10 protein-coding genes and 1 pseudogene are annotated in these 11,585 nt (G+C 63.7%); 6 read left to right on the top strand and 5 right to left on the bottom strand.

Features of this window, described 5'->3' with window-relative positions; translation table 11 throughout:
* Positions 1–114 precede the first annotated feature (114 nt).
* The gene (locus AC1DYO_RS29665; protein ID WP_477267949.1) at positions 115–1,293 is read left to right on the top strand and encodes an Mrp/NBP35 family ATP-binding protein; all 1,179 of its coding nucleotides are present in this window, start codon (positions 115–117) and stop codon (positions 1,291–1,293) included.
* 179 nt (positions 1,294–1,472) lie between these two features.
* Here AC1DYO_RS29665 and AC1DYO_RS29660 read toward each other — a convergent pair whose 3' ends face one another.
* Entirely contained in the window at positions 1,473–1,922 is a 450-nt protein-coding gene (locus AC1DYO_RS29660) for an SRPBCC family protein (protein ID WP_181056395.1), read from the bottom strand.
* Positions 1,923–2,068: 146 nt separating this feature from the next.
* On the opposite strand from AC1DYO_RS29660, the gene AC1DYO_RS29655 reads away from it, so the two are divergent.
* Positions 2,069–3,874, top strand: a complete 1,806-nt coding sequence (locus AC1DYO_RS29655) for an IlvD/Edd family dehydratase (RefSeq protein WP_477267930.1) — start codon at positions 2,069–2,071, stop codon at positions 3,872–3,874.
* 130 nt (positions 3,875–4,004) lie between these two features.
* Complete coding sequence (locus AC1DYO_RS29650) at positions 4,005–4,403, top strand: hypothetical protein (protein WP_477267929.1); 399 nt, start codon at positions 4,005–4,007, stop codon at positions 4,401–4,403.
* 16 nt (positions 4,404–4,419) lie between these two features.
* On the opposite strand, the gene AC1DYO_RS29645 is transcribed toward AC1DYO_RS29650, so the two are convergent.
* Complete coding sequence (locus AC1DYO_RS29645) at positions 4,420–6,024, bottom strand: trimethylamine methyltransferase family protein (protein ID WP_477267928.1); 1,605 nt, start codon at positions 6,022–6,024, stop codon at positions 4,420–4,422.
* A gap of 208 nt (positions 6,025–6,232) precedes the next feature.
* On the bottom strand, positions 6,233–7,726 hold the full coding sequence (gene pdxR, locus AC1DYO_RS29640) for a MocR-like pyridoxine biosynthesis transcription factor PdxR (protein WP_181056391.1): 1,494 nt from the start codon (positions 7,724–7,726) through the stop codon (positions 6,233–6,235).
* Positions 7,727–8,098: 372 nt separating this feature from the next.
* On the opposite strand from pdxR, the gene pgi reads away from it, so the two are divergent.
* Both pgi and AC1DYO_RS29630 read left to right on the top strand, forming a co-directional pair.
* Positions 8,099–9,742 carry a glucose-6-phosphate isomerase gene (gene pgi, locus AC1DYO_RS29635; RefSeq protein ID WP_477267927.1) on the top strand — a complete coding sequence of 548 codons (1,644 nt, stop codon included), beginning with the start codon at positions 8,099–8,101 and terminating at the stop codon, positions 9,740–9,742.
* Entirely contained in the window at positions 9,739–10,470 is a 732-nt protein-coding gene (locus tag AC1DYO_RS29630) for an HAD family hydrolase (RefSeq protein ID WP_477267926.1), read from the top strand. The genes pgi and AC1DYO_RS29630 overlap by 4 nt, the downstream gene beginning before the upstream one ends.
* 16 nt (positions 10,471–10,486) lie before the next feature.
* Here AC1DYO_RS29630 and AC1DYO_RS29625 read toward each other — a convergent pair whose 3' ends face one another.
* Both AC1DYO_RS29625 and AC1DYO_RS29620 read right to left on the bottom strand, forming a co-directional pair.
* Complete coding sequence (locus AC1DYO_RS29625) at positions 10,487–10,720, bottom strand: hypothetical protein (protein ID WP_477267925.1); 234 nt, start codon at positions 10,718–10,720, stop codon at positions 10,487–10,489.
* A gap of 174 nt (positions 10,721–10,894) precedes the next feature.
* Positions 10,895–11,020 (bottom strand): annotated as a pseudogene (locus AC1DYO_RS29620) (IS30 family transposase); the annotation flags it as partial.
* 147 nt (positions 11,021–11,167) lie between these two features.
* Between AC1DYO_RS29620 and AC1DYO_RS29615 the strand changes: the two are divergent.
* Positions 11,168–11,585 (top strand): adenylate/guanylate cyclase domain-containing protein (locus AC1DYO_RS29615; protein ID WP_477267924.1); only part of this gene is annotated, 418 nt, incomplete at its 3' end.

The raw sequence follows: 11,585 nt of genomic DNA, 5'->3' as shown, positions 1-11,585 counted from the left end.
GTCGGGCAACTCAGGTGTCCGTCGTTTGCAGGCAAATCTGGCCGGCCGTTGCTCCACGGCTTGGTTCTGTCTGGAAACTGCACTATCTCAGGCGCAAGCTTGCATAAGGAAGACCTGATGTCCGTTACCAAGGAAATCGTCACCGAGCGTCTGAAGACGGTCAATGGGCCGGACTTCACCAGCAATATCGTCGACCTCGGCATGGTTTCGGAGATTTTCATCGCCGATTCAAAAGTGTTTTTCTCGATCACCGTTCCCGCCGCCCGTGCGCAGGAGATGGAACCGCTGCGCGCCGCCGCCGAGCGCGTCGTCAAGGCGATCCCCGGTGTCGCCGGCGCCGTCGTCGCGCTGACGGCGGAAAAGAAGGGCGGTGGCATGGAGGCGCCGGTTCCGGCGCGTCCCGTACCCAGACGGGCACCGCCGGCTCCGCCAGCCGCGCCGCGTCCCGCACCGCATGCTCCGGCCTCGCAAAGCTCGGGCAAGCGTGGCGTGCCGGGCATCGAAGCGATTATTGCGGTGGCCTCCGGCAAGGGCGGCGTCGGCAAGTCGACCACCGCCGTCAACATCGCCCTCGGCCTCGCCGCCAATGGCCTGCGCGTCGGCGTGCTCGATGCCGACATTTACGGCCCGTCCATGCCCAGGCTGCTCAACATCCATGGCCGGCCGCAGACGGTCGACGGCAAGATCCTGAAACCGATGGAGAATTACGGCCTCAAGGTGATGTCGATGGGTTTCCTCGTCGACGAGGAAACGCCGATGATCTGGCGCGGCCCGATGGTGATGTCGGCGCTGACGCAGATGCTGCGCGAGGTCGAATGGGGCCGGCTCGACGTGCTCGTCGTCGACATGCCGCCCGGCACCGGCGACGCCCAATTGACCATGGCCCAGCAGGTGCCGCTGGCTGGCGCCGTCATCGTCTCGACGCCGCAGGATCTGGCTCTGATCGACGCCCGCAAGGGGTTGAATATGTTCAAGAAGGTTGACGTGCCGTTGCTCGGAATCGTCGAGAATATGAGCTATTTCGTCGCTCCCGATACCGGCAAGCGCTACGACATTTTCGGCCATGGCGGAGCGCGGCGCGAGGCCGAGCGCCTCGGCGTGACCTTCCTCGGCGAAGTGCCGCTGGAAATGGGCATTCGCGAAAGCTCCGACGAAGGCTCACCCGTGGTGGCGTCGAAGCCCGATAGCCCCGAGGCGAAGATCTATCGCGACATTGCTTCGAAGGTCTGGGACCGGGTCAACGAAGAGCGCGGCGCGGCCGAAGCGGCTGTGCCCAGCATCGTGTTCGAATAGCGCGGATATCCCTCCCCCTTGAGGGAAGGGTGGCCCGAAGGGCCGGGTGGGGTCCGCCGTGACGCGCTCGGCGCTATTTCTTCACCGATTGAAGCAGCTCAACTCAGGTTGAGGCAGCTGAGGCGACCCCACCCGTCGCGCTTCGCGCGGCACCCTCCCCTCAAGGGGGAGGGGAACGCTCAGCCGCCCACCTTCTCGCCAAACGTCGAAAAAAATTGCCCGGCCAGTTTCTTCGAGGTCGATTCGATCAGCCTGCTGCCGAGCTGGGCGATCTTGCCGCCGACATCGGCCTTGGCCGCGTATTTGAGCACCGTCGCATGCGGCCCGTCCGCCGTCAGCGTGACATCGGCGCCACCCTTGGCGAAGCCGGCAATGCCGCCCTTGCCTTCGCCCTGAATGGTGTAGGCGTGCGGCGGCTTGAGGTTCTTCAGCGTCACTTCGCCGTTGAACGTCGCCTTGATCGGCCCGATCTTCAGCACCACGGTCGCGGCCATTTCGGTCGGCGATTTCATCTCCAGGCTTTGGCAACCGGGAATGCTTTCCCTCAGAATGCCCGGATCGTTCAGCGCTTCCCACACTTTCTGCAGGGATGCGGCAATGCGTTCCTCGCCTTCGATCACCAAAGCCATCAAAACCTCCCGCGCCAGACTGTTTAAAGGCCTAACGCACGGTCTGGTCTCTGTCTATCGCACCAAAGTCCGGTTGCGACGGTGCGCCCTCTTGCCTGCTTCCGCGCGTTGCCATATCGATTTGTCTTACAAATACGGAGACCACGATGGCAGGCGCCCCCACCAGGAAGAAGAAATTTCGCTCGCAGGAGTGGTTCGACAATCCCGACAATCCGGGCATGACCGCGCTCTATCTCGAGCGCTACCTGAACTACGGCCTGACGCGGGCCGAGCTGATGTCGGGCAAGCCGCTGATCGGCATCGCCCAGACTGGCTCCGACCTGTCGCCCTGCAACCGCCACCATATCGAGCTCGCCAAGCGCGTGCGCGAAGGCATTGTCTCGATGGGCGGCATTCCCTTCGAATTTCCCTGCCATCCGATCCAGGAGACCGGCAAGCGCCCGACCGCAGCGCTTGACCGCAACCTCGCTTATCTGAGCCTCGTAGAAGTGCTCTACGGCTATCCGCTCGACGGCGTCGTGCTCACCATCGGTTGCGACAAGACCACGCCCGCGCTTTTGATGGCGGCGGCGACCGTCAACATTCCGGCCATCGCCCTGTCGGTCGGCCCGATGCTGAATGGCTGGCACAAGGGCAAGCGCACGGGATCCGGCACCATTGTCTGGGAATCGCGCCAGCGCCTGTCGGCCGGCGAGATCGACTATGACGAGTTCATGGACATCGTCGCCTCCTCGGCGCCGTCCACCGGCTACTGCAACACCATGGGCACCGCCACCACGATGAATTCGCTGGCCGAGGCGCTCGGCATGCAATTGCCGGGTTCGGCGGCCATTCCGGCGCCCTACCGCGAGCGCGGCCAGATAGCCTATGAGACGGGCAAGCGCATCGTCGACATGGTGCATGAGGATTTGAAGCCGTCCGACATCATGACCCGCAAGGCCTTCGAGAACGCCATTGTCGTCAACTCGGCCATTGGCGGCTCGACCAATGCGCCGATCCATCTCAACGCCATCGCCCGCCACCTCGGCGTACCGCTCACCAATGACGACTGGCAGACGATTGGCCTCCATGTACCGCTCATCGTCAATCTGCAGCCGTCGGGCGAATATCTCGGCGAGGACTATCACCATGCCGGGGGCGTCCCGGCCGTGGTGGCCGAACTGATGAAGGCCAAGCTGCTGCCCTATCCCGAAGCGATGACCGTCAACGGCAAGACGATCGGCGACAACTGCGAGGGTGTTGTCAACGAGAACACCGACGTCATCCGCACCGTCGCCGAGCCGCTGAAGACCAACGCCGGTTTCATCAACCTCAGCGGCAATCTATTCGATTCCGCCATCATGAAGATGAGCGGCATCTCGCCGGAATTCCGCGAGCGCTATCTGTCCAACCCGAAGGACCCGGAAGCCTTCGAAGGCAACGCCATGGTCTTCGACGGTCCCGAGGACTACCACGCCCGCATTGACGATCCGGCGCAAGGCATTGACGAGCACACCATCCTGTTCATGCGCGGCGCCGGTCCGATCGGCTATCCCGGCGGCGCCGAGGTCGTCAACATGCAGCCGCCGGCCTATCTCATCAAGAAGGGCATCCACGCTCTTGCCTGCATCGGCGATGGCCGCCAGTCGGGCACGTCGGGCTCGCCGTCGATCCTCAACGCTTCGCCGGAAGCCGCCATTGGCGGCGGCCTGGCGCTGATCAAGACCGGCGACCGCGTGCGCATCGACTTACGCAAAGGCACCGCGAACATCCTCGTCACCGATGACGAGATCACGCGCCGCCGCGCCGAACTGCAGAACGATGGCGGCTATCACTACCCCAAGCACCAGACACCATGGCAGGAGATCCAGCGCTCCATGGTCGACCAGTTCTCGGAAGGCATGGTGCTGAAGCCGGCAGTGAAGTACCAGGACGTCGCGCACACCAGCGGCGTGCCAAGGGACAATCACTGAGTCTCAGGCTTGGTCAAATCAAAGGCGGCTTGCCATCTGGTAGGCCGCCTTTTCTCTTGGTGCTCTTGTATCTGTTGGGTCAGACCTACAGATACGTCATCTCGCGGCGTCCTGCACAGATGAGACCATCATGACGAAACGGCGTTCTTCCCTCGGTTTCCTCGGCATGTTCGGCCGCTCGGGCGACCTCAGGGAGCTCGACAATGCGCTGCGCGGTGCTGACCTTCATCCGGCGCTTGTTCCCGAGGGCGTAAAACTCACCATCGTCAATCTGATGAAGGATCATTGGCCGGACGAGCCGCCGCCGGACGCCTACCGGTCCGTTGCACAGCTCTTCAGCTATTGCATTGCGGGCCCACAAACGTTCGAGCAGGCCAATGGCCCGGAGCGTCGGCTGGACGCGGAGCGCCGCATCGAGGCAGCGCTTGAGACCGGCGACAGCCTCGATGCGCAGATCGTGCTGATGGCGCTGCATGGCAAGCTGATCAGCACCGAGATCGTCGAGCGTTTTGGGCTAAGCGCGGACTGATTTCATAAGTATAAACTTACCCACCCATGCCGCTGCGCGGCAGCTTGATCATCTCGCCGAAGCGGGCGCGCAATTTGTCGTCCAGCAGCTTCGGCACATGGCGGGGGAAGCGCTCGGCCAGGACACGTTTCTTCTCGATGATCGCCCGCTGCAAGATGTCGGGCCTGCCCTTCTCGTTCCATTCCTTGGGCGAAAAGCGGTCGCCGACGGCCGGATAGAAATATTCGGTCTGCATCAGCCGCAGCGTCTGCTCATTGCCGAGATAGTGGCCCGGTCCGTTCATGCAGACCTCGGTGATGGTGTCGATCGATAGCGCTTCGTCGGTCACCTCGATGCCGCGTACACACCGCAGGCAGTGGCCCAGCATGTCGTTGTCGATGATCAGGCTTTCCAGGCAGAAGCCGAGCAGCGAGGCATGCATGCCGGCCGATTCATAGACCAGGTTGAGGCCGGCAAGACCGGCCATCACATCGGTGATGCCCTTTTCATAGCCGGACTGGATGTCGGGCAGTTTCGAATCCGTCATGCCGGCGGCCGAACCGCCCGGCAGGTCGTAGAATTGCGCCATCTGCGCGCAGGCCGAAGTCAGCACCGCCTGCTCGGCCGAACCGCCCGACATGGCGCCAGTCCGGAGGTCGGAGACGAATGGCCAGGTACCGAAGATCGCCGGGTGTCCCGGCTTGATGGCGTTGACATAGATGAGACCGACGAGCACTTCGGCCACTGCCTGGACCACGGCGCCGGCAATTGCGGCGGGCGCGGTGGCGCCGGCCTGGCCAGCAGATAGCAGAAGAATCGGAATGCCACCTTCGACACAGGCTTCGAGCACGCCACAAGCGTCCTCGGCGAACTTCATCGGCGGCACGACGAAGCAGTTGGAGTTCGACACGAACGGCCGTGCGCGAAAGTTCTCCTCGCCGCCGGCGATCGCATAAAGCATTTCCAGCGCCGGCTGCACGTTCTCACGCACCGTGAACGAAGTGCCGACATGCTTGGACGTTCCCATCACGCAGGCGTAGAGCGTGTTGAAGTCCATTTCGAGCGGATCGGGAATGTCGCGCGGTACCATCGGCCGCTGGAAGAAATGGATGTTGTCGAGCCCCTCGACGAGGCGGGCGGCGTCGTAAATGTCCTGCACCAGCGACTCGCGGTATTCGCGCTTTTCGACATCGACCAGATGCACCGCGGCACCCGCGGTGCCGTAATGCACGCGTTTGCCCTGGATCAGCATGTCATGCCTCGGGTCCTGGCCGTGCAGCGTAAAATTCCGCGCTGCCTTCTTGATCGTGTCCATTACCAGGCCGCGCGGGAAGCGGATGCGGCCGTCATCGCTATAGGTAGCGCCGGCTTTCGTCAGCGCCTCGATGCAGGAGGGAATGGCATTGGCGAAGCCGACGGTTTCCAGCAGCGTCAGCACCGCTTCATGGATGCGCTCCTGGTCGTTCTGACTGAGCGGGCCGTAGCTGCCGCCTTCGAGGCCGGCGCGCACCGGCCGGATGTCGTCGGCCAGCGGTGCCGCCCGCATGGCGCGTCGCGCTTCGCGCCCGCCGGATCGCCGCGAACGCTGGTCGGCTGATCCATCCTTAAGAGCCGCATCCTGCTTCTCAAGAGCCACTGACATGGGAGGCACTCCACCTTTAGCTTGCGAAACCGGACGCGGTGATTGGTCCACCGTCGGCCTGCTTCGTCCCCTTTGTCAGCCGACTATGCCGCCGGCATTGGCACAGCCTATGGGCCAGCGGGCCCCGTCGCATATGCCAGGGTGCTAAAGAGCGATATTAGGGAAGATGCCGGTGGCCGGGGCTGTTCAACGCCCCGGCACTGGGAGATCAGGCAGCTGCCGGCCTGCGTCCGGCCGCGGTCGCGAGTTCACGAATGCCCGGCTCGATGTGCTGCAGGGCGATAGAGGAAATGCCCAAGCGCATGAAACGCGACGGCTTTTCGGTGCGGTCGAAGAAGCGGTCGCCGGGCTCGATGATGACGCTGCGCGACGCAGCGGCCTCGGCCAAACCCCGCGCATCGGTGCCGCGCGGCCCTTCCAGCCAGAGCGATGTGCCGCCGGCCGAATCGGTCGAGCGCCATTCCGGCAGGAATGCGGAAATCGCATGGACCAGACGCTTACGGCGTTCGTCGAAGGCCGACGACAGCCGCCGAACCAGCGCCTCGTGGTGGCCGAGCGACAGGAACAGCGCGACCGCGCGCTGGTTGTTGGCCGGTGGATGCCGCAGCATGAAGCGGCGCAGAGCCCTTAGCTCAGAGATTAGTCCAGCCGAAGCCACAATGTAGCCAAGCCGCAGGCCCGGAGCCAGCGTCTTCGACATCGAGCCGACATAGATGACGCGGCCCGAACGGTCGAGGCTCTTCAGCGCCTGTTGCGGCGCCTCGTCGAGGAGCTGGCTGTCATAGCCGTCCTCGATGATGATCTGGTTGTGGCGGTTGGCGCGCGCCAGAAGGTCCTGCCGGCGCTCCGCCGACAGCGGCACCATGGTCGGGCAATGGTGGCTGGGCGTCACGAAGACAAAGCCGGAATCGTTGGGAATGGAAGAGGTTACGATGCCGGACTGGTCGACCGGAACCGGCTGGATGTCAGCGCCCGCGAGGCGGAAGATCGAGCGGGCATCGGGATAGCCCGGGTCTTCCATAGCCACCTTCGAACCCTTGGTCATCAGGAGCGTCGCCAACATATAGAGCGCGTTCTGCGCGCCCAGCGTGACAATGATCTCGTCGGGATTGGCGAAGATGCCGCGCCGCGGCAACAGCCGCGCCTGGATCTGCTCGATCAGCAACGGATCATCGCGATCGACCATGTCCGAAGCCCAGTTTCGGATCTCCAGCACCGCCAGCGCCATGCGGTTGCACTCGCGCCATTCGGCAGTCGGAAACAGCGCCGGGTCGAACTGGCCGTAGACGAATGGGTAGGACGACTTGATCCAGTTGTCGTGCTTGGCCGGCGGCGGCATGTCGCTGGCGGCGATCTGCCGGCGTGCCTTCCAGTCGATCTCATTTTGCTGGTCCGGCGCCTTCTGGTGCGGTTTGGCGGGGGTGGCCAGCACATCCGGGTTGACGAAATGGCCGCGCCGTTCGCGCGCTACCAGGAAACCTTGGTCGACCAGTTGCTGGAACGCCAGCACCACGGTGCCGCGCGCAACGCCGAGTTTTTCGGCCAGGATGCGGCAGGACGGAAGGGGCATCGAAGCGGCGATCTGCCGGTCGAGGATGGCGGCGACGATCGCCTGGCGGATCTGCGCCTGCAGGGTTTGGCCCGATTCCGCCGAAATCCGGAATAGGCCGGACCATATGGCCGTGTCGTTACGCTGTGGCATGGAAGAAGTTCCTCGATGGCCAAACTTTTTTGCTTGGCTGGACCAGCGGAAGGTAACCGTGGCACAAGGGGTTGCGCCAATCAATTTTTCTGATCGCTGGGATTTATGCCAGTGATCTATCCCCGGGTGATGCGGAGCACCATCCCCGCGCGACGCGCAGCGTCCTCGCGCCGCGTTTCACCAGCGTGACGCGCAGCGTCATCGCTTCCCGGCGCGCCCGCGACAACACTTTGTCGTGCCACCGGTTTGCCGCACTGCGTCATCCCCACGCATTGAAACAGACGAGATTCGGCTCAATAACATCGGCGCGACGACACGCGCCGGAAACATCCGGTCTGATAAGATGTCGTGAAAAAGTATCAGGAGCCGGCATTGGATCATTCGTCCTTCGACAAACAGCTTGTCGCCTTGCGTGCTGCGCGCGCGGCTGCATCGGGCACGATGCGCGAGGCTTTTGCCGCCGACCCCAAGCGCTTCGAGACATTCTCGGCCAGCGACGGCGACCTTCTGCTCGACTGGTCGAAATGCGCGGTCGACCAGCGCACGATGGAGCTGCTCGAGAAGCTCGCCGGCGCCGCCGACCTCGAAGGACGCCGCGCCGCGATGTTTTCCGGTAAGAAGATCAACATCACCGAGGACCGCGCCGTGCTGCACACGGCGCTGCGCAACCTCTCTGGCAAGGGCGTCACCGTCGACGGCCAGGACGTCAAGGCGGATGTGCTTTCCGTGCTCGACGCCATGGGCGCCTTTGCCGATGCCATTCGTTCCGGCAAGGCCGCCGGCGCCACCGGCAAGAAGATCACCGACATCGTCAACATCGGCATTGGCGGCTCCGATCTCGGCCCGGCCATGGCGACACTGGCGCTGGCGCCCTATCATGACGGCCCGCGCGCGCATTACGTCTCCAACATCGATGGCGCCCATATCCATGACACACTGAAGGGCCTGTCCGCCGAGACCACCTTGTTCATCATCGCCTCGAAGACCTTCACCACGGTCGAGACGATGACCAATGCCGAGACAGCGCGCAAATGGGTGCAAAAGGCGCTCGGCAAGGAAGCCGTCGGCAAGCATTTTGCCGCTGTCTCGACCGCGCTCGACCTGGTGGCCAAGTTCGGCATCGAGGCGGACCGCGTGTTCGGCTTCTGGGACTGGGTCGGCGGCCGCTATTCGCTGTGGGGCGCCATCGGCCTGCCGGTGATGATCGCCATCGGCCCGCGCAATTTCCGCGCCTTCCTCGACGGCGCACATGAGATGGACGAGCACTTCCGCACCGCCCCCTTGCAGAAGAACCTGCCAGCGCTTTTGGGGCTGGTCGGCTGGTGGCATCGCGTGATCTGCGGCTACCCGGCGCGCGCCGTCATTCCTTACGATCAGCGCCTGTCCAGGTTGCCGGCCTATCTGCAGCAACTCGACATGGAATCGAACGGCAAGGGCGTCACCCTCGACGGCACGCCGGTGACGACGCCGACCGGGCCGCTGGTCTGGGGCGAGCCCGGCACCAATGGCCAGCACGCCTTCTTCCAGCTGCTGCATCAGGGCACCGATTTCATCCCGGTCGAGTTCCTCGCCGCCGCTGTCGGCCATGAGCCTGATCTGAAGCACCAGCACGATCTGCTGCTCGCCAATTGCCTGGCGCAGTCGGAAGCGTTGATGAAGGGTCGCACGCTTGAGGAGGCGCGCGCGCAGATGCTGGCCAAGGGTATGAAGCCGGCCGATGTCGACAAGATCGCCCCGCACCGCGTCTTCTCCGGCAATCGTCCGTCGGTGACGATCCTTTACCGCAAGCTCGACCCGCGCACCTTCGGCCGGCTGATCGCGCTCTATGAGCACCGCGTCTTCGTCGAGGGCACCCTGTTCAACATCAATTCCTTCGACCAGTGGGGGGTCGAACTCGGCAAGGAACTGGCGACCGGCCTGCTGCCTGTCGTGGAAGGCAAGGAGAGCGCCGCCAGGCGCGACGCTTCCACGGCCGGGCTGGTTGCGCGCATCCAGCAACTGCGGGGTGCGGTATGAAAAATCCGACCGACATCAAGGGCATCTTGTTCGACAAGGACGGCACGCTCGTCGACTTCAATGCGACATGGCTCAGCATCGCCGATTTCATGGCCATGGACGCTGCCGAGGGCGATCGCTGGAAGGCCGACAGGCTGCTTGCGGCGGCGGGCTTCGATTTCGTCAACAAGCGCTTCAGGCCCGATTCGATCTTTGCCTCGGGCACCAACATGGATGTCGTCGAGCTGTGGTTCCCGCGCCTGTCCGACGAGGACCAGATGCTTGCCGTCGCCCGATTCAACGAGATCACGTCGGTGCAGGGCTCGTCGATGGCGGTGGCGCTGCCGGGCATCGTCGCGGCGCTGACGGCGCTGCACAAACGATCCTACCGGCTCGGCGTCGCCACCAATGATTCGACCGCCGGTGCGGAGAAGACCATGGTCACGCTCGGCGTCGCCCAGCTCTTCGACGCCGCCTATGGCTATGACGCGGTGGCCAATCCGAAACCGGCGCCGGACACCATCCTCGCCTTCTGCGACCTGACCGGGCTGAGGCCGGCCGAGATCGCCATGGTCGGCGACAACCGTCACGACCTGGAGATGGCGCGGGCTGGCGGCTGCGGCCTGGCGGTCGGCGTGCTCTCCGGCACCGGCACCCGTGAATCGCTGTCGTCGATTGCCGATGTCGTTTTGGATTCCGTCGCCGACTTGCCGGACTTTCTATCGGCGCGGGTCAAGGAGACGGTCTGACGGGGAAGGCCGGGGGCTACGGGCTCACAGGCGCCATAGCGTACCCAAGCTCAAGTGTTGAAAACTCACTGCCGCGCAACTGATCGGTAAAGGCTGCAATGGCAGAGGCTTCACTGCCGGGCGGAAATACGACAAAGAGTTCCCATCCTTCCGGCGAGTCCATTTGCTTGCTCGGAAAGCCGCTCTTCGTGGCAAAGGCCTGCAATCGGTCGAGGTCAGCTTGCGGCCCCGTGGCGGTAATGCCGATCATTTTTTGAGTGGCTGGTGAGGCGTTGACGGGAGGCGGGGCCACGCCCGCAACGGTAGGTGTCGGGCAATCGCCTGGAACGACTACTGCGGCCAAGAGGGGCAGGAAGGATGCGTCCGACTATATGCATGGGCAAAGTGTGCACTGGCCCTCTAATGTCCGCAATGGGTGGCGGGTTCAGCCGATCGCTGCAACACACTCAGCGAACTTCTCCGCTGGGGTCTTATCGAGCAAGGTCTTTCTGGGGCGTTCGTTGAGCTACCGCGCGATGGCGCTGAGCTTTGCCTGGCTGTGCAGGGATAGGCCGGATCGCGGCATGAACGGACATGCTGTGGTTTATCTGCTTGTCCTTGTGCGGAAGCCGGTATTCTTCCTCTAGTCGACGAAAAACCGCTTGCGACGCGGGAGAACTGCTAAGGTGTATCTCCGAAACAAGCGGGCCAACCGACTATGGAACGCCGCCTGACCGCAATATTGGCCGCCGACGTGGTCGGCTATTCCAGGCTGATGGGGCTTGACGAAGCCGGCACGCTGTCGGCGCTCAAGACGCATCGGCGCGAGATGGCGGACGGCAAGATCGCTGAGCACCAGGGCCGCATCGTCAAGCTCACCGGCGACGGCATGCTTGTCGAGTTCCCGAGCGTGGTGAACGCGGTCGCCTGCGCCGCCGACATCCAGCGCCGGATGCGCGAGCGCAATGTCGACGTGCCGGAGGAGCGCCGCATCGAATTCCGCATCGGCGTCCATCTCGGTGACATCATCTTCGAGGACAACGACATCTATGGCGACGGCGTCAACATCGCGGCGCGCATCGAAAGCATCGCCAAGCCCGGCGGCGTCGCGGTGTCCGGCTCGGTTCCGGCTCGGT

Source organism: Mesorhizobium sp. P2_F5, assembly GCF_056403715.1.
This window is presented reverse-complemented; position numbering and strand designations above follow the sequence as displayed.

Excerpts from the sequence above, each read along its gene's own strand:
- AC1DYO_RS29630 (WP_477267926.1), top strand. The coding sequence starts at position 9,739 with ATGAAAAATCCGACCGACATCAAGGGCATCTTGTTCGACAAGGACGGC.
- AC1DYO_RS29625 (WP_477267925.1), bottom strand. The coding sequence starts at position 10,720 with ATGATCGGCATTACCGCCACGGGGCCGCAAGCTGACCTCGACCGATTG.
- AC1DYO_RS29655 (WP_477267930.1), top strand. The coding sequence starts at position 2,069 with ATGGCAGGCGCCCCCACCAGGAAGAAGAAATTTCGCTCGCAGGAGTGG.
- AC1DYO_RS29645 (WP_477267928.1), bottom strand. The coding sequence starts at position 6,024 with ATGTCAGTGGCTCTTGAGAAGCAGGATGCGGCTCTTAAGGATGGATCA.
- AC1DYO_RS29660 (WP_181056395.1), bottom strand. The coding sequence starts at position 1,922 with ATGGCTTTGGTGATCGAAGGCGAGGAACGCATTGCCGCATCCCTGCAG.
- pdxR (WP_181056391.1), bottom strand. The coding sequence starts at position 7,726 with ATGCCACAGCGTAACGACACGGCCATATGGTCCGGCCTATTCCGGATT.
- AC1DYO_RS29650 (WP_477267929.1), top strand. The coding sequence starts at position 4,005 with ATGACGAAACGGCGTTCTTCCCTCGGTTTCCTCGGCATGTTCGGCCGC.